This window comes from Priestia filamentosa (assembly GCF_900177535.1).
In the GTDB taxonomy this organism is placed as follows: domain Bacteria; phylum Bacillota; class Bacilli; order Bacillales; family Bacillaceae_H; genus Bacillus_I; species Bacillus_I filamentosa.
The window spans coordinates 40,117-63,719 of the sequence record NZ_FXAJ01000010.1; the positions used below are offsets into that span (position 1 = coordinate 40,117).

Here is a 23,603-nt window from a genome sequence, read left to right on the forward strand (position 1 = left end):
GATGTGGGATATCACGACCTTTTCGCTAGGTTTTCACTATTATATCATCTTTTTTTATCTCCTGTATTTATTGATAGGTTTTCACATTGGCTAGGATATCAGGTATAAAAGGGGGGATTTGAAATTTTAAATGAGAGGATGAGATGCTTTAGGGTAAAAAATAGAAGGATGAAAAAAGCCTGGTGATAAATAATCACCAGGCTTTTCTTATTTTGTCATATCTTTTACAACGTTATCAACGATTTGCTTATTTGCAATTGTCCCTGTATAAAGCCAACTAGCATCTTGTCCATATTCGTGAACATTGCCGTTTTTAACAGCAGGGATGTTTTTCCATAAAGGATCTTCTAATGCTTTTGATCCTGATTCTTTATCACTGTTAATAAGGAAAATGTGATCTGCGTCAAGCTGTGCTAGTTTCTCAAGAGAAACAGGAAGCCAGTTTGCATCACCTTTACTTGATACTTCCTTAACAACGTTTGGTTCCTTAATACCTAAGTCTCCATATATAACAGCACCACTTGATAAATTATCACTTACCATAAAGAACTTGCCGCCAACAAGCCAAAGAGCAGCTGCTGATTCATCTGAAGCCTTCTCTTCAAGTTCACTCTTAGCTTCTTTTACTTTTTGATCATATTCTTTTAAAGCTTTCTTAGCTTCATCACTCTTATTTAGTAGTTCACCAACTGTTGTAAGTTCTTTGCGCCAATCATTATTTTGTTCTGTTCCAATTACGTAAGTTGGAGCAATCTTAGCATACTGCTCGTATTTTCCACCCTCAGCTAAGTCTGGAGAATCCAGAATAATTAAATCAGGCTTGTAGCTTGCTACCGCTTCAAGAGGCAGTTCACTTGGGATAGTTGGAACATCTTTTAAACTACTTGATAAGTATTCTTGCGTACTTTTTCCGTCTTTTACTGACCATTGGGCAACAGGTGTAACTCCAAGGGCCACAAGGTTATCTTCTAAATATGAAGCAAGGACGCGTTTTGGATTTTCTGGAATCGTTACTTCATGCCCCATTGCATCTGTAACAGTACGTTCCTTTGCAGAGTCTTCTGATTTAGATGAGGATTTCTCCTCATTGTTCCCACAGGCAGCAAGGGCAAGTGAAAAAACAACAAGACCAGTAAGTAATGCAAACAGTTTCATTTTCTTAATCACGGTTCTTCCTCCTAGTATACATCTCTCATATTCGATATAAATGATAACAATTATCATTGTCAATTACAAGAAAAACTATCATTCTTTTCTCTAAAAAGGGTGAAATTAGACTTAAAATAAGAGAGTTTAGAGGGAGAGGAAAGATTGAGAAATGAGAGCGTTTCACTTATAATGAAAAAGATTATCAATATCACTTAAAGGTAAAAGGAAGGATTATAGATGTTACAAAGCAATCAGACAAAGGACAAGCAGGGAGCTGAAGAAGAGAAAGAGATTAAAGGCAAGCCTTTAATTGCTTCTGTAATTATATTTCTAGGTCTTGGAATACTCGTTTTAGCTATTGGTGCTTCTGTTTCAATTGGAGCAGCAGATATCAAACTTTCAACTGTTTGGCAAAGTCTCTTTCAATTTGATGCAGCTTCAACTTCTCATCAGATTATTCAAAGACTGCGACTGCCAAGAGCAATAGGGGCTGCTTTGATTGGTGCATCTTTAGCTGTTTCAGGCGCTATTATGCAAGGTATGACAAGGAACCCACTTGCTTCTCCATCTATTATGGGAATTAGTGCAGGCTCTTTATTTATGATGGCTATTGCTCTTGCATTTTTCCCTCATTCCTCTTCATTTTCACTAACTATTTTTGCGATGGTAGGAGCAGGATTTGGCGCTTGTTTAGTGTTTGGGATAGGTTCTCTTTCAAGGGGAGGATTAACACCTGTTAAGCTTGCTTTAGCAGGAACAGCTATTTCTCTGCTTCTTGATTCGATCTCAACGGCAATTGGTATTCATTTTGATGTTGGAAAAGATTTAAGTTTTTGGTATGCAGGAGGCCTTGCAGGGGTTCAGAAGGAAAGCATTAGCCTGCTTCTCCCTTTTACAGCTATTGGTCTTATTTTAGCCCTCCTTATTGCGAGATCTGTTACTGTATTAAGTTTAGGACAAGAAGTTGCAAAAGGGCTTGGTCAAAATACAACAGCTGTAAGAGTAATTGGTACTATTACCGTTTTATTTTTAACAGGCGCAGCTGTTTCAGTGGCGGGCCTTATTGGTTTTATTGGTCTGGTTATTCCTCACGTTACTAGATTCCTTGTTGGATTGGATTATAGATTTATTATCCCTTGTTCAGCTGTTTTAGGAGCTTTATTGCTCGTTATAGCAGATATTGCTGCGAGAATGATTAACCAACCTTTTGAAACACCTGTTGGTGCTGTGACGGCGCTTATTGGCGTGCCATTCTTCCTTTATCTAGCACGAAATGAAGGGAGAAGGCTCTAATGCAAGAATATAAAAAACAAGACCGAAAAATGTGGACAGTTATGATTTTGCTCTTTATAGCTATTATTGGTGCTTTCTTTCTGAGTCTTAATATTGGCTATATCAAATTAGCTCCTTTTGAAGTTCTACAAACAATCGTTGGTAAGGGAGAAAGCGGAAACGAAGTTATCTTATTTGATTTTCGTTTACCACGAATGGTGATTGCCATCTTAATTGGAGCAGGTGTAGGGATATCGGGAGCTATCATGCAAGGAGTATCAAAAAATGATCTCGCAGACCCAGGTATTCTAGGGATTAATGCTGGCGCTGGTTTTGCTGTTGTTTTATATATCTTTTTCTCTGGAGGCACTACTGGAAGCCTTGGCGCATTCTCTATTTTTGCTTTACCGTTTACAGCTTTATTAGGAGCGCTTGCTGCAGCAATTTTAATTTATATTATCTCCTGGAAAAATGGTATAACTCCAACTCGTCTTGTTCTTGTAGGGATTGGAATTAACTCAGCTTTCGCTGCATTACTTATTATTTTTCAGCTTAAATTGAGTCCAAATGATTTTAAACAAGCTTCCATTTGGTTATCGGGAAGTATTTGGGGAACAAGTTGGACATTTGTATTGGCTATTTTGCCATGGGTTGTTCTTCTCATACCTTTCACTTTATACAAATCGCGCTATTTAAATGTGTTGAATTTAGGAGATCAAGTAGCTACAGGGCTTGGTACAAAAGTTGAAAAAGAGCGTAGAACTTTGCTTATTATTGCGGTTGCCCTAGCGGGAAGTTCCGTTTCGGTTGGAGGAGGAATTGCCTTCCTTGGGCTTGTAGCGCCTCATTTAGGAAGAAGATTAGTAGGTCCACGTCATGAGCGTTTTTTGCCAGTTACAGCCTTAATAGGAGCATTACTTCTTCTTGTTTCAGATACATTAGCAAGAAATATTTTGGCGCCTTCGGAAATCCCTGTTGGCCTCGTTGTAGCGGTAATTGGAGCACCGTATTTTCTTTATTTATTAATAAAGAAAGCTTAGAAGACCAGTCTTTTAAGACTGGTCTTTTTGATGTTTTGTCAAAGACTTTAAAAAACTCAGCTCTTTTTCAGTAAAAGGGTTAAAAATTTCATTAGAAATGGCAAGAGGAGTTGGAGAGAATTTATCTCCTATAATTGTTCTATTTACAAGGTCTTGCATATTAGAATACAGCTGTCTGGCTTGTGAGGAAGAAGGAGAAATATCTTTTTCTGCTAAATATTTCAGTTCAGTATAAAGAGTAAAGTACTGCTGATCAAGCTTTTTTCTTTCTTCTTCTGTAAAGTTTTGGATGGAAAGCTCACTCTCACTATGTTTTTCTCTCTCATCCCAAAGTAAAGAATATAGAACAAAACAAAATAAGCGAAGGTCAATATTCTGATGATTGGAAGTTACTGTTTTAATATGATACAAGGCAGAAATTGTTTTCTCAATTGAATCTCGTTCCTCTTTAAGGTGAGCTAGTTTAGAATCAATTGCTATATGCAAAGGTTCTTGTTCAATAGAGCTCTTATCTAATAGATTTTTAATTTCTTTTAAAGAAAAGCCTATTAACTTTAAAGATTGAATCTGCTTTAAACGCATGACGTCTTCATCTTGATAGAGCCGATGTCCACCTTCCCTATAATGACGTGGACTAAGAAGGGCAATCTTATCATAGTAGCGTAACGTTCGAATTGTTACCTCTGTTTTAGCTGCCAGTTCCCCAATTGTTAACATCTGTCGTTCCATCTTTATCACCTTCGTTCCTTTAAATATGGAAGAGCCCAATACTTGTAAGGTTTATGAATTAATATGGAAATCATGGCATTTAAAATAGAAAATGATTCAATTATGAGAATGATATATGAAAATGACTTAAATGAAGAGGGGAGAATATAGCTAACTAAAAATAATGGAAAAATGGTTAGGTGGAAATTTAAAGCTTTACGACTTGTTTCTCTATAAAAAATCTTCTTTTTTCTAGAAGCAAGAAACATAATAAGCGGTGGAATAAATCCTAAAATAAGGGAGGTTCCCAGCATTAATTGTACCATGACTTTTTCTTTCTTTCTTACGTTCATTGTTTTTCATCCTTTCTTCTCTTTTATTATTGAGTGTAAAGGGTGACGTAAGGGAAGATTCAAGATACTATTTTGTTGAATCCCTTTTAACGGGCACTGTATAGTAAAAGAAGAAACACTAATAGGAATAGGGGAGGAAAAGGTATGGGGGAGTATAAAATTGTTGTTACACGAAAAATTCCTGATGAATCGTTAGACATGATGAAAAAGTACGGAGAATTATATATATGGCCTGAAGAAGAAATAGCAATGCCTTATGAACGATTAAAAGAAGAAATCCGCAATGCTCATGCTCTTTATACAAATGTAGGAGATAAGATTGATCGTGAACTTTTAGAAAGTGCACCACATTTGAAAGTGATAAGCACAATGGCTGTTGGTTTTGATAACATTGATATGGAATATGCTAGAGAACAAGGGGTTGCTGTTGGTCATACGCCTTCTGTTTTGAATGAAACAACTGCAGACTTAGCTTTTACATTACTTATGGCAGCGGGTCGGCGCATTGTTGAGGGAGCAGGTTATATAAAGGAAGAAAAGTGGAAAAGCTGGGGGCCGATGCTGTTAACAGGACAAGACATTTACGGAGCGAGACTTGGCATCATTGGTATGGGAAGAATTGGTGAAGGTGTTGCCCGACGAGCTCTTGGATTTAATATGGATGTTGTATATTATAACCGAAATCAAAAGCCTCATATTGAAGAGGAAATGGGTGTTACATATTGTGAGCTTACAGAGCTTCTTCAAACATCCGACTTCATTGTATTGCTAGCTCCAGGCTCTGAAGAAACAAGACATATGATAGGAACAGAACAGTTTCAATTAATGAAAGAAAGTGCTGTGTTTATTAATGTTTCTCGTGGAACAAATGTAGATGAACAAGCCTTGTACAAGGCATTAAAAGAGGGGGAAATCTGGGCCGCGGGCCTCGATGTATTTGAAGAAGAGCCTATTTCTGCTTCTCATCCACTTCTTTCTCTTCCTAACGTAACAGCAGTGCCTCACATTGGCAGTGCAAGTATTGCAACTCGCAAGAAAATGGCTATGATGGCTGCAGAAAATTTAGTTGCTGGAATAAAAGGGGAGAAACTACCGTTTGAAGTGCAAGCATAGAAATAAAAACATGCTCAAACATATGAGCATGTTTTTATTTTTTTGCAAAAATAGTATAAGTTTTAGGGGTATGAAAGCCAAGTTTTTTAGCGAGGTGTTTAGAGCTTTCATTGTTAAGGTCACAATCCCAACGAAGGCGTAAGTTGCTGCTGCAAACAGTGTTTAATGAAGACATGAGCCACTTTAGTTGCTAGCCCTTTTCCTTGGTGTTGCGGAGATGTTGAAATATCTATTTCAGCAAACGTCCCTCCACGAAAGATAGTCGTACAAGTGCTTAAAATGTTTTGGTCGTGATCAACTACACAATACCCAAAACCGTTACGCAGAAAGTTATGAACAGATCCCCAATACTCGTTATAGTAGGATTTATTGAACTCCTTATGTTCCTTGATATAGTTGTAATTTATTTCTTTGATGGAAGAAGAGGAAGGGAAACCTGAACTATATGCACAAGGATTAAAGTCAAAAGAGCATCGCTGCATTTCTTTCCAATGATCCCCGATTGTATTGCGTATTTTTTGATCTGAAATTTTGTTGGGAGAAAAGAAAGTAAACCGATTTGCTTTTTCCGTAGCTTTTTGAGAGAGATAATCTCTAAACCAAGAACAGAAGAATGAATGATTTAAATCTCCATCCGCAAAATAAAGCCCTGAACGAGTTTTGAGTAAGAACATATCAATTGTGGAACAACTACTAACAAAAATATCTCCTTCTATGACACCGTGTGCAACAGCATAAGCAAATGTTGGCGAGAGAGGATTATTATTTAAACAGGGAATTATTTTTACGAAATCTAATTTTGATAAGTTCAACATAATTTCCCTCCTAAAGATATAGTTGGAAGAACGTGAAGAAGATTATGTAGTTGAGAGCCATTACAAAAGCTTTGTCTTCTTTTCTGCGACAAAGTTAGTTTTCTTCTTTGTTGAATGAAAGCAATTCATATCCTAACATTATAGCTGTAGTTATTATAAGTCTTAATACACATAGAAAGGAAGAGAGCACATGGCTCAATCAAATATAAAAGTTGCTGTACAGAAGTTCGGTAACTTTCTAAGCTCAATGGTAATGCCGAATATTGGCGCATTTATTGCTTGGGGGCTTATTACAGCTCTATTTATTGAAAAAGGTTTCTTTCCGAATGAAAGCCTTGCCAAGTTAGTTGATCCGATGGTCACGTATTTACTTCCTTTATTAATTGGATACACAGGAGGTAAGCTCGTTCACGAGCAGCGTGGAGGAGTTGTGGGAGCTATTGCAACAATGGGAGTTATTGTTGGTTCTGATATCCCGATGTTTCTCGGTGCTATGATTATGGGACCGCTTGGCGGTTATGTTATTAAAAAGTTTGACCGTGCAATTGAAGGGAAAGTTAAAACTGGTTTTGAAATGCTTGTTAATAACTTTTCTGCGGGGATTCTTGGTGGTATTTTAGCTATCTTAGCATTTCTAGGAGTTGGACCTGCTGTTGATACTTTTACAGGCTGGTTAATGGTTGGTGTAGACTGGATGGTTGCTCATGGTCTTTTACCATTAACAAGTATTCTTATTGAACCTGCAAAAGTATTATTCTTAAATAATGCAATTAACCACGGAATTCTCTCTCCAATTGGAGCTGAGCAAATTCGTACAGATGGCCAGTCTATTCTACTGCTTCTCGAAGCAAATCCAGGGCCTGGTTTAGGAATTCTCCTTGCTTATGCATTCTTTAGCAGAGGATCAGCAAAACAATCTGCACCAGGGGCAGCTATTATTCATTTCTTTGGTGGGATTCATGAAATCTATTTTCCTTACATCTTAATGCGTCCATTATTAATCGTTGCAGCTATTTTAGGAGGTATGAGTGGAGTATTCACCTTTGTATTACTTGGTGGAGGGTTACAAGCTATTGCATCTCCGGGAAGCATTTTAGCAATTCTTGCAGCAACACCAGGTGGCGCCTATATGGCAAACATTGCGGGTGTCCTTGTTGCTACTATTGTTTCATTTGCAGTTGCATCACTAATTCTAAAAACTGGAAAAGAGAAAGCAGAAGACATTGAAGAAGCCTCTAAAAAAATGCAGGAAATGAAAGGGAAAAAGAGTTCTGTAGCAAGTACACTTACAACCAACCAAGGAAATATGCCAAACAACGTTCAAAAAATTGTTTTCGCATGTGATGCTGGTATGGGTTCTAGTGCAATGGGTGCTTCACTACTTCGCAAGAAAGTAAAAGAAGCAGGATTATCTATTTCAGTTACAAACACAGCTATTAGCAATCTGCCGAGTGATGCTCAAATTGTTATTACACAAGAGGAGCTAACACCGCGTGCTCAAAATAAACTACCAGATGCTTATCACATCTCTGTTGATAATTTCTTATCAAGTCCAGAATATGACAAGCTCATTGATAAGTTGAAAAATGATCATGATATACCAACTGAAGAGTTAGTGGAAGAAGTGGAAGAAGAATCTGCTCCAGTTGAACAGGATGATAGCTTATTAAGAAAAGAAAATGTGTTCTTGAATCAGGAATTTGCTAATAAGGAAGAGGCTATTCGATTTGCAGGACGTGTTTTAGTTGATAGCGGATATGTTGAAGAAAGTTACATTGAAGCTATGATTGAGCGTGACAATATGACATCTACTTTTATGGGTAATGATGTTGCTATTCCACACGGTACGGAGGAAGCGAAGAAAGCAGTAATAAAATCAGGTTTCACCGTTCTTCAAGTTCCACAAGGAGTGGACTTTGATGGTGAAAAGGTTCGCTTAATCTTTGGTATTGCTGGGAAAGATGGAACTCACCTTGAAATTCTATCAGGAATAGCAGTTACTTGCTCTGATATGGCAAACATCGAAAAGATGGTAAAAGCTGAAACAGCTGAAGAACTAATGGAGCTTTTAAACGGTGAAGGGACTTCAAGCTAATGTATAAAATAGAAAGGCATCCAGGTGCCTTTCTATTTATGCATTTCTGTACTACATTTCACGTTATAAGAAATGAGCTGATATTTTGTTTATAACCTCAAGAGAAAAGGAAATTATTGAGCTGATTATTAAAACATCAGGTAAACATACGCCATTTTCAATTGCAACGTTTCTAAATGTTAGTGTAAGAACAGTTCATAGAGATTTGAGAGCTATTGAGAGAGTTCTAAAAAACTTTGACTTAACACTTGAACGAACAAGCGATAATGGGCTAATGATTATGGGAAAGAATGAACATGTTTTTAAATTAGTTCAAGCGTTAATGCACATTGAACCTGTTGATCAATCACCACAACAGCGCAAGTTAATTTTGCTTTTATCTTTAATAAGAGGTGAAGAATCTTTTAAGCTTCAAGTGCTTTCGCGAGAGCTAGGGGTAAGTACGACAACTTTATCTTCCTATCTAGATGAATTAGCAGATTGGCTTAAAGATTTTAAAGTTACATTGTTAAGAAAACGAGGTGTAGGAGTTAGTCTCCATGGAAGTGAAGAAAGTAAGCGTAAAATGTTAGCTGCTTATTTGCTTATGCACTTTGCTGAAGAATTGATCCAAGATTTATTTCATACTGAGAACTTTGGAAATGATAAAAAAGAAGTATTGCACTACCTTAAGGTTCCACATCTAATTAAAATAAAAGAAGCTGTTAATAGAACAATGCAGCTTAGCATTTCAAAACTTGCAGATAGTGATTATATTGGATTAATTGTTCATATTTGTATTGCGATACAAAGAACAAGTGACGGTTTTTTATTAGAAGAGGAATATGACAATTCAATCCGGTTTTCACATGAATATAAACTGATTGAGGAGATTTGCTCAGATTTCATTCATTCTGATCAAGAAGCATTAACTGAAAAGGATATTTGCTTTTTAACCATTATTTTTAAAGGCTCCAAACTTCAAGAAGGCTATTATATTTATAATGACAGTATTATCCTTAGTAGCTTAATTAAAAAAATGATTGAAGAGGTTTCGGCTCAGCTTCATGTAAATCTTGAAGATGATTTTTCACTTTTTCAAGGTTTGCTTGCTCATATGGAACCATCACTCTTCAGAATAAAACAAAAAATGGCTTTGTTTAATCCTCTTACAGAAGATATTCGCAGGAAATATCCTGTTTTATTTATGGCTGTAAGGAATAGTCTTGAGAAACATTTTAAAGAAGTATCATTTCCTGATGACGAAGTAGCGTACTTAGTTCTCCATTTTGGCTCAGCACTTGTTCTGCGTGAAGAAGCAATAGCGTTGAAAGCTTTAATTGTTTGCCCAACAGGGATAGGCACATCTAAAATGCTTGCAAGTCGAGTGAAGAAAGAAGTCATTGAAATTCAGTATGTCGAAATCTCATCTTTAATGGAGATTCAGAATCGAGATTTATCTCAATATGATGTGATTATTTCAACTGTACGACTTCCGTTCACACATCTTGATTATATTTTAGTGACCCCTCTTCTAAATGAGGATGATGTTTCATCAATTCATCAGTTTCTGCAAAATCATATCGGGGACTTAACCAAAAATAAAAGCTATGCCACTATTCATTATGATGAAGCAACCTTTTCATCTCGTTTGAAAAAACCTTTTCGTAACGTATTAAAAGAGGTAGAAGATGTTTATAGGAGTATGGAAGCTATTCTTAATCATTTTACAGTACTCCATTTTAAATCCCCCCTCTCTAATCATAAGGAAATCATAAAAAAGGTTGTTCAACAGCAAGAAGATAAAGGTCTGCTCTCTCAGAAGACTGAAGTTGTAAAAAAGCTAGAAGAGAGAGAAGAAAAAGGTGGGCTTGGTATTCCTGAAACAGGAATGGCTCTTTTCCATACTAAACATTCTTCTATTGCTACTCTAAGTTTTCAAATTGCTCATCTTGAAGAGGCATGTACTGTTAAAGGGATGGATGGTAAAGACATGGAGGTATGGAACATGTTATTCATGTTAGCTCCAGAGAATTTAAGTACGCGTCAGCAAGAAATCTTAAGTCTTATTAGTACAACACTTATTGAGGACAAAGAAGCAATGATGATTTTTTCTTCATCGAATGAAAACATTATTCGTCAAAAGTTAGAAGAAACATTTTATGAATATCTCCAAAATAATTTAATAAAGGAATGATAAAGATGAAAAAGGCAGTTCACTTTGGTGCAGGAAATATTGGAAGAGGGTTTATAGGTGCTTTATTTGCTCAATCAGGATACCATGTTACGTTTGTTGATATTGCTGAGCAAATTATTGAACAACTTAATAGGGATAAAAGTTATCAAGTAAAAACAGCTGCACAACCGCAGGAAGTTATCACAGTAGAGAATGTTTCAGGTCTAAATAATCTTCAGCAAGAACAGGAAGTTATAGAAGAAATTAAAGAAGCAACATATATTACAACAGCGATAGGGCCAAATATCTTGCCACGAATTGCTCCACTTATTGCAAAAGCTCTTGTTGAGCGAGTAAAGTCTAATGAAGAAAAAGTGCATGTTATTGCATGTGAAAATCAAATTTCAGCAACAGATATTCTTAAGGAGCATATTCTAAATGTGCTAGAAAATGAAGAAAAAGAAGCTGTTATTCAAAAAGTAAGTTTCTTTAATTCAGCTGTTGATCGTATTGTACCTATCCAAACAGAGCAAGGTTCTTTAGATGTTTTAGTGGAACCGTACTATGAGTGGGTTGTAGAAACGAGTGAAGAAATCCCTCCTGTAGAAGGAATGAAAATTGTCCCAGAGCTTGCTCCTTTCATTGAAAGAAAGCTGTTTACTGTTAATACAGGACATGCTGTTATTGCCTATCTAGGATATCTAAAAGGAAAAGAAACGATTCACGAGACATTACAAGACAGCACTATACATGAAGAAGTAAAGGCAACGTTACAAGAAACAGGGGCTTATCTAGTGAAAGCATATGGATTAGATGAAGAAGATCATAGTGCATACATCGAGAAGATTATTGGCCGATTTGAAAATCCATATCTTAATGATAGTGTAACAAGAGTAGGACGTTCTCCAATTCGTAAATTAGGTCCTCAAGATCGATTAGTGCGTCCTGCAGTTGAAGCGAAGAAAGCGGGTCTTTCTTATACACATCTTGCTAAGGCTATTGCAGCTGCATTACTCTTTGCTCCAAAAGAAGATGAAGAAGCAATGAAGCTGCAAAACCTGCTTAAGGAACAAGGGATTGTAGCAGTACTAGCACAGATTAGTGAACTTGATGAAGATGGCCCTATTATAAAAGAAATTGTACAGCATTATGAAAATTTGAAGGGTGAATAAAAGAAGCTGGGGAATTAAATCCCCGGCTTCTTTTATATAAGTTTTCTTCCTTGCATAGGGAAGATTCTAACCACATATGATAAGAAAGATTTTAGAAATGAAATACATAGTTCTAAGCGTATTATGATAAAATCCCTAGCGATATATGTTATGATAAAAGACGGAATATATTAGTGCACCATACATTTATCTATTACAAATAGAAAGTTTTTCCCTAGCATAATTAAGTTAAGGAACGGGAAGAGGATAAGTGTACACCTACGTACATAATTTCACTTTATGAAATTTTAGTAAATAGAAAAGTTTATAAATGGTAAAGAGCTTTACAAAACTAATATGTTAACAATTTAAAAAGAAAGGGAGACATTCATGGAGCAAACTTCAACACAAAAACATCACGAGTATAGTGTAAAAGTGATTATGACAGTATTGCTTGCGGGGGCCTTTGTCGCTATTTTGAATCAAACGCTATTGGCAACAGCATTGCCCCATATTATGGCTGATTTGAAAATTGATGCAACAAAAGCACAATGGCTAACAACGGTTTTTATGTTAGTTAACGGGATTATGATTCCTGTTACAGCATTTTTAATCGGGAAATTTTCAACAAGAGGATTATTCTTAACAGCAATGGGCCTATTTGCTATAGGTACAGGAGTTGCTGCTATTTCCCCAACATTTTCGGTATTGCTTGTAGGACGTGTATTACAAGCCGCAGGAGCTGGTATTATGTTACCACTCATGCAAACAATTTTACTTTTAATGTTTCCAATTGAAAAACGCGGAAGTGCAATGGGAATGGTTGGACTTGTTATTGCCTTTGCGCCAGCTATCGGACCAACACTATCTGGATGGATTGTTGACAGCTACTCATGGCGCTATTTATTTTATCTCATTTTCCCAATTGCAGTTATAGATATTATTTTTGCGTACTTTGCGCTTAAAAATGTGACAGAGCGTAAAAATCCAACGCTTGATGTTCTGTCCATTATTTTATCTACGCTTGGTTTCGGAGGCTTGCTGTTTGGCTTTAGTAATGCAGGATCAAATGGATGGGGAAGTTTATCTGTTTTAGCCCCACTTATCGTTGGAATCGTAACACTTATTTTATTTATTGTTCGTCAGTTTAAATTAAAAGAACCAATTTTAGAATTTAGAGTGTTCAAGAATCCAATTTTCACACTTACAACAATTATTGCAATGATTGTTTTCACAGCGATGATTGGTGGTGCAACAATTTTACCGCTTTACATTCAAGGAATGCTGCACTATAGCGCTTTAAGATCAGGGCTTATTCTTCTTCCAGGTGCTATTCTAATGGGTGTTATGTCACCAATTACAGGACGAATCTTTGATAAAGTAGGAGCGAGAGGATTGTCTCTTGTAGGAACAGCGCTTCTAACGATTGGTACAATCCCATTTGTAATATTAGATGATCATACATCAATTACACTTATTACAATTATGTATGCAGTCAGAATGCTTGGGATGGCAATGGTTATGATGCCTTTAACAACGGCCGGTTTAAATCAACTGCCAAGAGAGCTTATCACGCATGGTACAGCTATGAATAACACAATGCGTCAAGTTGCAGGAGCAATTGGAACAGCGGTCTTAATTACAGTGATGAGTAGTGCAACTAAAAATGCGGAGACAGCTGATCAGTTGGTGGCTCAAATTCATGGAGTCAACATGGCATTCCTTGTTACTGGAGTTCTTGCTTTCGTAGCATTATTAATGTCTATCTTTGTAAAAGGCTCAAGAAAAAGTGCCTTAAGTAAATAAGTTATTTATCAAAAGCTGTTCTCTTAGGAGAACAGCTTTTTTACATAAATAAAGTTTTGATATAATGAAAAAAAAGGAAAGGGAGAGGGGAGTATAAATGATAACAATTGATTTGCAGAAAGAAAATGTAAAACAGGTTTTAGAGAAAAAGAATATAAGAGGCATCAAAGCTCGTGTAGGCCTTGTTTTAGATATCACAGGATCGATGAGAACACTTTATAGAAATGGAACAGTGCAGAAAGTTGTAGAACGTATCTTAGCTGTAGCACACGAGTTTGATGATGATGGAGTTTTAGATGTATGGGTATATGATAATGAATTCTCAAGACTGAAGTCTGTCACTGAACTAGACTTTGAAGACTACGTAAACCGAGTGATTTTAGAAGACGAACTCATTCATAAATTTGGCCGAAACAATGAATTACCTGTTATGGAAGATGTGATTAAAAAATACATAGAAGAGGAAGATAGTAATTATCCAACTTTCCTTGTCTTTATTAATGATGGAGGATGTAAGAAAAATATTAAATCTCTTATTGAAAAAAGCGCAGTAAAGCCAATTTTTTGGCAATTTGTGGGTATCGGTAATGGAAACTTTGATTTCTTAAAAAAACTAGATGATCTAGAGGCTCGCATTGTAGATAATGCAGACTTCATACACATTGAGGATATTGAAAGCACCTCAGATCGTGAACTTTATGATCAATTATTAAACGAGTTTCCTTTATGGATAAAAGCAGCCAAAAAAAAGGGTGTAATAAAAAATGTACAAGAAGATAATCAAAAAGAAGGATTTTTTAAGAGAATTTTTGGAATACAAAGGAAATAAAGCATGAAAAAGAGAATATGAATACCATATTCTCTTTTTCTATTATTCTATTAGTTTAAAACTTTAACTTGAACAGTTCTTGAACCCCAGTTTTTAGCTTGATGTTGATCAGCCATAAAGAGATCAATACGGTTACCTTTAATAGCGCCACCTGTATCTCCCGCGATTGCTTCACCATAGCCTTGAACCCATACTCTAGAACCTAATGGAATCACGCTTGGGTCAACAGCAATTACTTTTTGATTAGGATTGCTTTTTAGATCAATTCCCGTAGCTGTTACACCTGAACATCCAGAACAGTCAGCTGTATATGCTGTAGCTGTAGCTGTAATTGTTTTAGATGCAGTTGCTTGTTGCTGTTGTTGTTGTTGTTGCTGTTGTTGCTGTTGTTGCTGTTGTTGCTGTTGTTGCTGTTGTTGCTGAGCTTGAGCCTCTTGCTGAGCTTGAGCCTCTTGTTGAGCTTGAGCTTGTTGCTGAGCTTGAGCCTCTTGCTGAGCTTGAGCCTCTTGCTGAGCTTGAGCCTCTTGTTGAGCTTGAGCTTGTTGCTGAGCTTGAGCCTCTTGTTGAGCTTGAGCTTGTTGCTGAGCTTGAGCCTCTTGTTGAGCTTGAGCCTCTTGTTGAGCTTGAGCTTGTTGCTGAGCTTGAGCCTCTTGCTGAGCTTGAGCTTGTTGCTGAGCTTGAGCCTCTTGTTGAGCTTGAGCTTGTTGCTGAGCTTGAGCCTCTTGCTGAGCTTGAGCTTGTTGCTGAGCTTGAGCCTCTTGCTGAGCTTGAGCTTGTTGCTGAGCTTGAGCTTGTTGCTGAGCTTGAGCCTCTTGTTGAGCTTGAGCCTCTTGTTGAGCTTGAGTTTGTTGCTGAGCTTGAGCCTCTTGTTGAGTAGGAGCTTGCTGCTGAACCGGAGCTTGTTGTGTAGCTGCCGGAGCGTTAGCTGTAATTGTTAATTGAACTCCTGGATGAATTATATCTGATGTTAAGTTATTTGCATTTTTTAAGTCTTGAACAGTTACGTCAAATTTTTTGGCGATTCCCCAAAGAGTATCACCTTTTTGAATTGTATATGTTTTCTCCTCAGAGACAGTTAATTTGTCCCCAGGTAAAATTTTATTTGATGTAAGGTGATTCCAATTTTTAATGTCTTTTACTGAAACGTTATGTTTTTGAGAAATTCCCCAAAGCGTGTCCCCTTTTTGTACGTCGACTTCTTTCGCAGATACTTGTGATCCGATTGTTACAGATAGAGCCGTTGCTGTTAAAAGTGAAACCATCTTCTTCTTCATAAACATATCTCTCCTTTGTTAACTCTGGATTTATAAGCTAACGAGAGTCATATTAACATAGATATGTTTCAAAAGTATTACAGAGTAATTAGCTCAGTGTTACAATTTAACTACAAGGGTATGTGTTGGAAAAAAAGGAAGGTAACTTTGTTACTATTTAGCGCTTATATCAAGGGTTATACTGCTTCTTCCCTAGATATAGAGACTTAGAAAAGAAATTTATTTTTTTAGATGGTTAGGGCTACTTTTTTATAGAAAACTAGATTGAGGTCAATCAGGAGAAGGGCTGAGGGACAAAATAAGAAAAAATTAGAGAATAATAGAATTTAGGAAAATAAAGGTTTTATTGTAATAATGTTAAAATAAGTGCAACGAATACCTACTTTTGTTACAGAATTATACAATTTAAATAAGAATGATTCCTATAAACTAGAGTGAAGAGAACAAATAAAGAAAAAGGCAGCCTTAAAAAAGGCTGCCTTTTTTTATTTGTGAATCCATACAAGTCCTGCTGAATTATCTTTTGCTTCACCCATGACTTCAAACTTTAGACCAAGTTGAGGTAAAATTTTACCTGCATCAGGAATATTTTGATCAATATATTTTTGGGAGTCATCAAAAACTCTATTTCCTTTTAGAGAATAGAAGTTATAGCTTCCACGCGTTAAATCATTTAGAGAGAATGGTTCGGTACGATCAAATGAGAAAGCTGCATCCGCGACTTGATAACGTGTGCTTTGGCTATACGTTATCTTCCCATCCTTTTTGCCTGCAATAGCTTTTGGGTGTGCATCCACTACTCCTAAGAACCCTTCACCAGGATGTTCTCCTACCCAGTTATCCGTAAAGCTTTCATCGCCATACCAAACGACAAGCCCTGTATTGTACTTCGCATTTCTTGAATACTCTAGAGCTTTGTCACTTCCGGCATAGTTTCTCCATTCTAGATAGTAGTAATGATCTTTTAAAAATGTTCCATTTGATTGAATAAACCCATCCATTTCTAATTTAGGAGTTCCTTCACTATCATCTTTAAATATATTTTCATCGTCAACAAATACATTTGCTTCATCTAATGCAAAACCATCTAATGATAAACCACCATCTGTTACATAATTAAATTCAAGATGTACTTTCTTTCCTATAAAAGGAGTTAAGTTGTAATTTTTATCAATCCATTTTCCTTTTGTAGATTCTGCACGTCCATCTCTATCTGTATCTTCGTCTCCAATTGTATCAATTTCTGTTTTAGTTCCATCATCTGTTACTGCATAAACATGAAGAAAATCATAATCATATTCAATATCATAGAAGGCTTTGTATTGGAAGCTTGCCGTTTTTGCATTTGTTAAATCAAACTGTGGTGTCTTTAACGTATGATTTAAATTATCTCCTTTTGTACTATAGTAATATTGTTTACCAAAAGCAGGGGAGATTCCGTTTACTTTTTTAGGAGGTAAATTGACTTTTACAATACCTGGGTTATTAGACTTTGTTACACTTTGATCTAAAACAGCTCCAACTCCATACTTATTAATATCTGTATAGTCTACTGTTGCAATATTAGCCCAATTTCCTCCCATTGTGGTTTGGAAAAACTCCTTGTTTTGAGGAGAGAAACTCGTTGGTTCTGTACCTGCGATCTTTCCATTCCAACTACCGCCGCTCATAATAGACCATGAGGCAACAGGTTCTCCTTCTCCGCTATATTGTGTATCATATTCATCTGGTAATCCTAAATCGTGTCCATATTCGTGAGCAAAAACACCAACTGCTCCATCTTCTGGTTGAATGGTATAGTCAAAAGCAGCCATTTCGCCTCCCCAATAATCAACATCTGCTTTTGTTCCATCAACAGGATGGACTCCATCTAATGTCCAGCGGTGTGACCAAATTGCGTCATCCCCAAGGGAGCCACCGCCTGCTTCCTGTCCAGTTCCAGCATGGATAATCATCAAGTGATCAACAAGCCCGTCTGGTTCATTGGCATCTCCGTCACCATCATAATCGTACAAATCATAGTTATCAAAGTCTGATAAATCAATTCCAGATTTAACGGCAGCATCTAAAGCGTCTTTTACTAGTCCACGGGGACCTTTTGTACTACTTGCGTTATCGTGTCCACTTGTTCCATCTGCCCCATAATCAGCAGCATTACCTTGAACAGTCAACCAATCTGATACAGTTCCATCAACAGTATAGCTTCCACCAGATTGTTCTTCATAATATTGCTTAAATGTTTTAACTTTATCTCCGTTAAAGAGCTTGAACTCCTTATCTCCAAACATTAAGTCATCATAATGTTCTTTATTAAAATCATCATCATACATATATCCTTCTTCTTGCTCAACATTGTTATGCTTAAAGTCATTATATTCAACAAGAAGGACAAGAACTTTGTCTGTACGGACAGCACCATTATATTTTGTTTGCTTTGCTTTTTTTACGTTTACTCCATCTTTTCCTTTATTAATTTGTTTGTTTGCTTTTTCAAGTTGTTTGGCTAGCTTTTTTTGTTGCTTTTCAACTAGTTTTTCAGCTTTTTGATTAAATGCAGCTTTCTGAGGGTGTTCTGTATTTTTTTCTGCAATTTTTTGGTTAATATAGTTTTCAACAGCGCGGTCTAATGAAGTATTCTTGAGGGATTTACTTATGATGCCTTTCTCTTGAAGTTCTTTTGCTAGCCTTTCTTCAGGAATAAGTCCTGGATCAATAGGAGGGGAAGGGTTTATTTTCTCATGTGTCTGGGCAGAAGCTTGTCCTCCTAGTGGTGCTAGAAACATTGAGCTAGCCAAACAAAGTCCAAAGAAACTTTTAGTCAATATTCTCTTTTTCAATATTTCATCTCCTTTAAAAATAATTTTCAGAAAATATAGATAAATATAGTTTAATATTTTGATAAAATTTGTCAATATATTATTTATTAGATAGAGGTTTTGATGTATTTATAAAAATTTAAATATATAAACATTAAAAACTGCTAAATAAATAGAGGAAATATTCTTTTAAGGGAAGAAAGTTTTGAACACGTATAAAAGATAAATGAAGAGAAGGAATATACATAAAAAACAGAAAATTTAAATTTTAATTTTTTAACATGTGTTAAATTTCCAATGGTTTATCCCTATAAATATGTTATTTTTATAGTTGCATAACGATTCACTTATTTTCTTCAGAAGATGTATTAGGGAGGGAAATTTAGTAAATGAAAAAGCAAAAAAAACCAAATATTAATTCTATCTATTTTTTGAGGATATTTGCGATGTTGATGGTTATCCTTGTGCATGTCACAGGAGCCTATACTTATACATTACTAGCTGGGACAGGCGCTTATGAAAAGTACCATTTCATTAATCGCATCATTAGAATTGAAGCAGGTATTTTCATTGTGATTACAGGAATGGTTTTCTTTTACAACTATATCAACCGACCTTTAACGGTATCGTTGTGGAAAAATTATTACGTTAAAAGAGTGTCCTACATTTTAGTTCCTTATCTTGTTTGGGCTATTATTTATGAAATTTACTCTCACTGGGGATCTATGGACACTTTTAATTTGCAAGAAGCACTTATACGTATTGCAAGAGGTGAGTCATATTATCAGCTTCATTTTATTTTTCTAATTGTCCAAGTTTATCTTGTACTACCCATTTTTGTGTACATTGCGCAAAAATCGATGTTTTTTAGGAAGTATATGTGGCTCTTTGGCATTGCAATTCAAGTCTGCTATTCTTTATTAAATTCAGCTTATCATTTCACAACCCTTAATTTATTTGTAGGCAGTTTAGCTACGTTTTTACTAGGAGCTTGGATTGGGGTTCACTATCAAGAACTGCGGAGAAAAGCGTTTAAAAAGTCAAATATCTTATTGTTACTCTTTACATTTGCTATTGGTACAATAACGGTTATACTCCACTATCATATATATACAATGCAGACGTTACATTTACCGGCTGCTATATATAACATGTGTAATTTAATATTTATGGTAGTAGGAAGTTATACAGCATTCCTTGTGGCTGAAATATTAGCTCAAAAGTTTTCTCCAAAATATATGACTATTGTTAAAAATATTGCTGTTTATTCCTTTGGATTTTACTTGATTCATCCGCTTGTTCTTACAGGAGTGGCCAAATTTATTCCGTTGCAAGCAAACATGACTTTCCATTTTAGTATGCTTGCAACATATATTGCGGTTGTTTTCCTTTGTTATACAATCATATGGGCTACTCATAAGTTTCTACCCTTTGCCAACTTTATGTTTGGAAAGCTTCCGAAAAAGGCAGTCTTTCTTTACGAAAATAAATCTTCTACATTGAAGGGGTAGATATAGATTATATAATGTGTCCAAAAGAGGCTACGTAGTTTGTAGCCTTTTTTGTGTGTTCTTCACTAAACAGCGTTTAAGTTAGTTTGAATAGGGAAAAAAGGATATGATTATAATAGTCTGTATTTTCTGTTTTATTCATTATTAATCAAAAGAACATATGTAAAAAAATATAATGAAACATATGATGATTAAATGAAAGTTTTTACTCTAGTAGTTACTATTTGAAGACTGATATGGATAATTGAATTTCTTATTTATCATCCAAAACAAAGAATAAAAAAAGAATATGAAGGGTTGTATTTTTTAGGAAGCTCTACACACCCAGGTGGAGGAGTTCCAATGGTTGTTTTATCTGGACAACTTACCGCTGACTTAATTAAAGAAAACGAACTTCAAAAGGCAGTTAAGTAGAATATAACTTTTTAAAAAATGCAACCAAAAAGACATATGAAGCGTATAAAGTGATACAGAGAAAAATTATGAGGCTTCACATCAATGTAGGCTATATAAGGAGATGGTTCATATGTCTTTTTTTAAGAAAGTTGCAGCAAGTATAGGAATTGGTTCTGCTAAAGTTGATACTATCTTACATTCATCATCATATTCTCAAGGAGAAGAAGTTACAGGTGTCGTCCATGTTACAGGAGGTAATGTGGAGCAATCAATGAGTGACATCGATATTGAAGTTATGACAAAGTATCTTATTGAAGAAGATGACAAGAAACACTATCGTGAAGTGAAGTTGTTATCTCATCGCGTAACAAATTCTTTCATTATTAAAGCGGGAGAGCAAAAAGATTTTCCTTTCTCATTCCAGCTTCCTTTAGATACACCTGTTAGCGTGCGAAACGTGAGTGTCTGGCTTCATACAGATGTTGATATTGAAAAAGGTGTTGATAGCAAAGATAACGATTCTATCAAAGTTGTGCCACATAGGTGGGTTAACAATGTGCTTCAAGCTGTTGAACAAATAGGTTTTCGACTCCATGAAGCAGATTGCGAACATGCTCCGTATTTTCGACGACGTTTGCCGTTTGTTCAAGAATTTGAATTTCGCCCGTTTTCTTCGCAATATAGAGGAAAACTTGATGAGCTTGAACTTGTTTTCCAGCTCGAAGACCATGGCTTAGAAGTAATTGTTGAGGTAGATCGAAAAGCAAGAGGTATGTTTGGATGGCTTGAGGAAATGTATAACGATGGGGAACGTCTCCTTCGTGTGTATTTTGATAAGGTAGAGCTTGAGTCAGGACAAAAGCATATTGAAACAAAGCTCCAAAGTTTAATCAACCAACATGCAGGGTGAAAAATGATATTGATGAAAGTAAGAACATAGAAGAGAAAGGATGAAAGTAACGTGACAGAAGGTAAACGACAAGGTGATAATATCTATCAAGTATCAACCTTCAGTGCTTTACTAGATGGCGTGTTTGAAGGGGAAGTTCCTTTTAGTATAGTGAAAAAGCACGGCGATTTTGGAATCGGCACATTCAACAAACTAGATGGTGAAATGTTAGCGGTTGACGGGGAATTTTATCGTCTACAAGGAGATGGCACGATTAGAGAAGTAAAAGAAGATGAGAAAACCCCTTTTGCCGCTGTTACTTTCTTTAATCCTTCTTTAACATATCGAATCCAAGAGAATGGAACAAAGGAGCAAATTGAACAATTTATCTCTAGTATATTACCTAGCGAAAATTTATTTTATTCTATTCGTATTACAGGCTCATTTCGTAGTATGAAGACGCGAACAGTTTCTAAGCAGGAGCCCCCATATTCTTCAATGACAGATGTTGTTGAAGAACAGGATGTTTCTACATTTAAAGATTGCAAAGGAACAATTGTTGGGTTTTACACGCCCCGGTATGTTCAAGGACTGGCTGTTGCTGGTTATCACCTTCATTTTATTAGTGAAGACAAACAAGGTGGAGGCCACATCTTTGATTTTGAAATAGAAAGTGGCACGGTTGAAATAGGAGAACATGCTAACCTTCAGTTTGTACTGCCAAAAACAAAAGAGTTTTTAGAAGCAGATTTAATGCATGGAAAGATGGCAGAAGAAATTGAAAAAACGGAAGGTTGAAAATTGTAAAAAAAGATCTTCTTGACACCGTTCTTTTTTCTCGGCATAATAAAGAAAAATTAGAACGTTGAAGAGGAATAGTAATTAGATTTCCCATGTAAGAGAGCGAGGTTCATCGGCTGCAAAACCTTGTCATGGAGGAGCTAATGAACCTACCTCAGAGTCTTAGAGGGAAAATCTAAGCGTGTGTACCGGCGTTAACGGAAAAAGTGGAGTATAATAACTTGTGCTCAAATAAGGTGGTACCGCGGAAAAAGCCCTCTCCGTCCTTTTGTTAGGATGTGAGAGGGCTTTTTTGTATATGTGGAGGGGAAAAGATGAAAAAACAGCGTGTTGTTGTAAAGATTGGAAGCAGTTCATTAACAAATACAAGTGGTGGAATTGATAATACAAAGTTGCGTGAACATGCGGAATCTATCGCTACTTTACGTGCTGAGGGGCATGAAGTTGTATTAATTTCTTCAGGGGCAGTTGCAGCAGGGTTTACAGAGCTTGGATATCCTTCAAGACCTGTCACAATCAAAGGAAAGCAAGCATCAGCAGCTCTTGGGCAAAGTGTTTTAATGAGTGCTTATATTGAAGCTTTCAGCACTTGTGGAATAAAACCAGCTCAAATTTTGTTGACTCGCCAAGATTTTGCTCATCGTGAGCGTTATAGCAATGCATATGATACGCTCTCCGAACTTTTAGAACGCTCTGTTTTGCCTATTGTAAATGAAAATGATTCAGTTTCAATTGAAGAGCTTACATTTGGTGACAATGATATGCTTTCAGCTCTTTTAAGTGGCTTAATTCACGCTGATCGTCTCATTATCCTTACAGATATAAATGGCCTTTATGATGATAACCCAAATAAAAATCCGGATGCCAAACGGATTGACTACCTTGAACAAATCACAGAAGAGTTTTTGTCAGTAGCAAGTGCTGAAGGTTCCAAAGTTGGGACAGGAGGAATGAAATCAAAACTTTTTGCTGCAGAAATGGCGTTATCTCTTGGTGTACCAACCTTTATTGGAAGTGGCCAAGGACCTAAGAAGCTGCTCGAGGTTTTGGAAGGAAACGGAGACGGTACGTACGTAGGAGCCAAAGTAACAGGCCTTAATACCCGTAAACAGTGGATTGCTTTTCATTCATCTTTGAAAGGAAAAGTAATGATTGATGAAGGGGCAGAAAGAGCGTTAGTGAAAGATGGAAGAAGTCTTCTTCTGGCAGGAGTCGTTGAAATAGAAGGCGTTTTTAAAGAAGGAGACGTTATTGAAGTAGAAGGAAAAAATGGGATAATTGGTAAAGGAGAGGTGTGTTATTCATCAGAAGAGTTAAATCGTTTAAAAGGTAAGCGAAGTGATGAGGTTGCACATAGCATTGAACGTTCTTCTTATGAAGTGATCCATCGCAATCAATGGGTTGGACAGCATAATCTTTTATTAAGATAG

At 36.3% G+C, this 23,603-nt stretch carries 19 protein-coding genes and 1 other annotated feature; of the genes, 12 read left to right on the top strand and 7 right to left on the bottom strand.

Annotated features, from left to right (window positions below; translation table 11 throughout):
• Positions 1–207: 207 nt before the first annotated feature.
• Positions 208–1,155, bottom strand: a complete 948-nt coding sequence (locus tag B9N79_RS22745; RefSeq protein WP_040059923.1) for an iron-hydroxamate ABC transporter substrate-binding protein — start codon at positions 1,153–1,155, stop codon at positions 208–210.
• 231 nt (positions 1,156–1,386) lie between these two features.
• On the opposite strand from B9N79_RS22745, the gene B9N79_RS22750 reads away from it, so the two are divergent.
• Together B9N79_RS22750 and B9N79_RS22755 are read left to right on the top strand one after the other, a co-directional pair.
• Positions 1,387–2,442, top strand: coding sequence for a FecCD family ABC transporter permease (locus tag B9N79_RS22750; protein ID WP_048896673.1), 1,056 nt, complete (start codon positions 1,387–1,389; stop codon positions 2,440–2,442).
• Positions 2,442–3,461, top strand: coding sequence for a FecCD family ABC transporter permease (locus B9N79_RS22755; protein WP_048896674.1), 1,020 nt, complete (start codon positions 2,442–2,444; stop codon positions 3,459–3,461). Before B9N79_RS22750 ends, B9N79_RS22755 begins: the two co-directional genes overlap by 1 nt.
• A gap of 12 nt (positions 3,462–3,473) precedes the next feature.
• On the opposite strand, the gene B9N79_RS22760 is transcribed toward B9N79_RS22755, so the two are convergent.
• Positions 3,474–4,190: a MerR family transcriptional regulator gene (locus tag B9N79_RS22760; protein ID WP_040059894.1), complete on the bottom strand. Its 717-nt coding sequence runs from the start codon at positions 4,188–4,190 to the stop codon at positions 3,474–3,476.
• Positions 4,191–4,195: 5 nt separating this feature from the next.
• Entirely contained in the window at positions 4,196–4,522 is a 327-nt protein-coding gene (locus B9N79_RS22765) for a magnetosome magnetite crystal formation protein family (protein WP_019395549.1), read from the bottom strand.
• 144 nt (positions 4,523–4,666) lie between these two features.
• On the opposite strand from B9N79_RS22765, the gene B9N79_RS22770 reads away from it, so the two are divergent.
• Positions 4,667–5,635 carry a 2-hydroxyacid dehydrogenase gene (locus B9N79_RS22770; protein WP_046218261.1) on the top strand — a complete coding sequence of 323 codons (969 nt, stop codon included), beginning with the start codon at positions 4,667–4,669 and terminating at the stop codon, positions 5,633–5,635.
• 34 nt (positions 5,636–5,669) lie between these two features.
• Here the strand turns inward: B9N79_RS22770 and B9N79_RS26980 are convergent, their stop codons facing one another.
• Positions 5,670–5,810: a GNAT family N-acetyltransferase gene (locus B9N79_RS26980; RefSeq protein ID WP_082864677.1), complete on the bottom strand. Its 141-nt coding sequence runs from the start codon at positions 5,808–5,810 to the stop codon at positions 5,670–5,672.
• A complete protein-coding gene (locus B9N79_RS22780; RefSeq protein WP_046218260.1) occupies positions 5,755–6,450 on the bottom strand; it encodes a GNAT family N-acetyltransferase in 696 nt (231 codons plus the stop codon). Before B9N79_RS22780 ends, B9N79_RS26980 begins: the two co-directional genes overlap by 56 nt.
• Positions 6,451–6,640: 190 nt before the next feature.
• On the opposite strand from B9N79_RS22780, the gene B9N79_RS22785 reads away from it, so the two are divergent.
• The 5 genes from B9N79_RS22785 (at position 6,641) to B9N79_RS22805 (ending at position 14,486) form a co-directional block, all read left to right on the top strand.
• Positions 6,641–8,545, top strand: a complete 1,905-nt coding sequence (locus B9N79_RS22785; RefSeq protein ID WP_019395552.1) for a PTS mannitol transporter subunit IICBA — start codon at positions 6,641–6,643, stop codon at positions 8,543–8,545.
• An 85-nt stretch (positions 8,546–8,630) separates the two neighbouring features.
• Positions 8,631–10,721: a BglG family transcription antiterminator gene (locus B9N79_RS22790; RefSeq protein ID WP_040059888.1), complete on the top strand. Its 2,091-nt coding sequence runs from the start codon at positions 8,631–8,633 to the stop codon at positions 10,719–10,721.
• Positions 10,722–10,726: 5 nt separating this feature from the next.
• A complete protein-coding gene (locus tag B9N79_RS22795; RefSeq protein ID WP_040059887.1) occupies positions 10,727–11,872 on the top strand; it encodes a mannitol-1-phosphate 5-dehydrogenase in 1,146 nt (381 codons plus the stop codon).
• A gap of 369 nt (positions 11,873–12,241) precedes the next feature.
• Complete coding sequence (locus B9N79_RS22800; RefSeq protein WP_040059886.1) at positions 12,242–13,657, top strand: MDR family MFS transporter; 1,416 nt, start codon at positions 12,242–12,244, stop codon at positions 13,655–13,657.
• A gap of 97 nt (positions 13,658–13,754) precedes the next feature.
• Complete coding sequence (locus tag B9N79_RS22805; protein ID WP_040059885.1) at positions 13,755–14,486, top strand: vWA domain-containing protein; 732 nt, start codon at positions 13,755–13,757, stop codon at positions 14,484–14,486.
• 50 nt (positions 14,487–14,536) lie between these two features.
• Here the strand turns inward: B9N79_RS22805 and B9N79_RS22810 are convergent, their stop codons facing one another.
• On the bottom strand, positions 14,537–15,760 hold the full coding sequence (locus tag B9N79_RS22810; RefSeq protein WP_085118999.1) for a 3D domain-containing protein: 1,224 nt from the start codon (positions 15,758–15,760) through the stop codon (positions 14,537–14,539).
• A gap of 485 nt (positions 15,761–16,245) precedes the next feature.
• Positions 16,246–18,543 (bottom strand): immune inhibitor A domain-containing protein, encoded by a 2,298-nt coding sequence (locus tag B9N79_RS22815; protein ID WP_046218269.1) that lies wholly within the window; start codon positions 18,541–18,543, stop codon positions 16,246–16,248.
• Positions 18,544–18,965: 422 nt separating this feature from the next.
• On the opposite strand from B9N79_RS22815, the gene B9N79_RS22820 reads away from it, so the two are divergent.
• The 4 genes from B9N79_RS22820 to proB all read left to right on the top strand — a co-directional run bounded on the left by B9N79_RS22820 (position 18,966) and on the right by proB (position 23,603).
• Positions 18,966–20,087 carry an acyltransferase gene (locus B9N79_RS22820; RefSeq protein ID WP_019395202.1) on the top strand — a complete coding sequence of 374 codons (1,122 nt, stop codon included), beginning with the start codon at positions 18,966–18,968 and terminating at the stop codon, positions 20,085–20,087.
• A 526-nt stretch (positions 20,088–20,613) separates the two neighbouring features.
• On the top strand, positions 20,614–21,393 hold the full coding sequence (locus B9N79_RS22825; RefSeq protein ID WP_046218259.1) for a sporulation protein: 780 nt from the start codon (positions 20,614–20,616) through the stop codon (positions 21,391–21,393).
• Between the two features lie 51 nt (positions 21,394–21,444).
• Positions 21,445–22,170, top strand: a complete 726-nt coding sequence (budA, locus tag B9N79_RS22830; protein WP_046218258.1) for an acetolactate decarboxylase — start codon at positions 21,445–21,447, stop codon at positions 22,168–22,170.
• Positions 22,171–22,228: 58 nt separating this feature from the next.
• Positions 22,229–22,444: a binding site (T-box leader), on the top strand.
• Between the two features lie 43 nt (positions 22,445–22,487).
• A complete protein-coding gene (gene proB / locus B9N79_RS22835) occupies positions 22,488–23,603 on the top strand; it encodes a glutamate 5-kinase (RefSeq protein WP_046218257.1) in 1,116 nt (371 codons plus the stop codon).

What these genes read in the sequence shown, in the direction of transcription:
- B9N79_RS22745 (WP_040059923.1), bottom strand. Translation starts at nt 1,155, where the DNA reads ATGAAACTGTTTGCATTACTTACTGGTCTTGTTGTTTTTTCACTTGCC.
- B9N79_RS22750 (WP_048896673.1), top strand. Translation starts at nt 1,387, where the DNA reads ATGTTACAAAGCAATCAGACAAAGGACAAGCAGGGAGCTGAAGAAGAG.
- B9N79_RS22755 (WP_048896674.1), top strand. Translation starts at nt 2,442, where the DNA reads ATGCAAGAATATAAAAAACAAGACCGAAAAATGTGGACAGTTATGATT.
- B9N79_RS22760 (WP_040059894.1), bottom strand. Translation starts at nt 4,190, where the DNA reads ATGGAACGACAGATGTTAACAATTGGGGAACTGGCAGCTAAAACAGAG.
- B9N79_RS22765 (WP_019395549.1), bottom strand. Translation starts at nt 4,522, where the DNA reads ATGAACGTAAGAAAGAAAGAAAAAGTCATGGTACAATTAATGCTGGGA.
- B9N79_RS22770 (WP_046218261.1), top strand. Translation starts at nt 4,667, where the DNA reads ATGGGGGAGTATAAAATTGTTGTTACACGAAAAATTCCTGATGAATCG.
- B9N79_RS26980 (WP_082864677.1), bottom strand. Translation starts at nt 5,810, where the DNA reads ATGTCTTCATTAAACACTGTTTGCAGCAGCAACTTACGCCTTCGTTGG.
- B9N79_RS22780 (WP_046218260.1), bottom strand. Translation starts at nt 6,450, where the DNA reads ATGTTGAACTTATCAAAATTAGATTTCGTAAAAATAATTCCCTGTTTA.
- B9N79_RS22785 (WP_019395552.1), top strand. Translation starts at nt 6,641, where the DNA reads ATGGCTCAATCAAATATAAAAGTTGCTGTACAGAAGTTCGGTAACTTT.
- B9N79_RS22795 (WP_040059887.1), top strand. Translation starts at nt 10,727, where the DNA reads ATGAAAAAGGCAGTTCACTTTGGTGCAGGAAATATTGGAAGAGGGTTT.
- B9N79_RS22800 (WP_040059886.1), top strand. Translation starts at nt 12,242, where the DNA reads ATGGAGCAAACTTCAACACAAAAACATCACGAGTATAGTGTAAAAGTG.
- B9N79_RS22805 (WP_040059885.1), top strand. Translation starts at nt 13,755, where the DNA reads ATGATAACAATTGATTTGCAGAAAGAAAATGTAAAACAGGTTTTAGAG.
- B9N79_RS22810 (WP_085118999.1), bottom strand. Translation starts at nt 15,760, where the DNA reads ATGAAGAAGAAGATGGTTTCACTTTTAACAGCAACGGCTCTATCTGTA.
- B9N79_RS22815 (WP_046218269.1), bottom strand. Translation starts at nt 18,543, where the DNA reads ATGTTTCTAGCACCACTAGGAGGACAAGCTTCTGCCCAGACACATGAG.
- B9N79_RS22820 (WP_019395202.1), top strand. Translation starts at nt 18,966, where the DNA reads ATGAAAAAGCAAAAAAAACCAAATATTAATTCTATCTATTTTTTGAGG.
- B9N79_RS22825 (WP_046218259.1), top strand. Translation starts at nt 20,614, where the DNA reads ATGTCTTTTTTTAAGAAAGTTGCAGCAAGTATAGGAATTGGTTCTGCT.
- proB (WP_046218257.1), top strand. Translation starts at nt 22,488, where the DNA reads ATGAAAAAACAGCGTGTTGTTGTAAAGATTGGAAGCAGTTCATTAACA.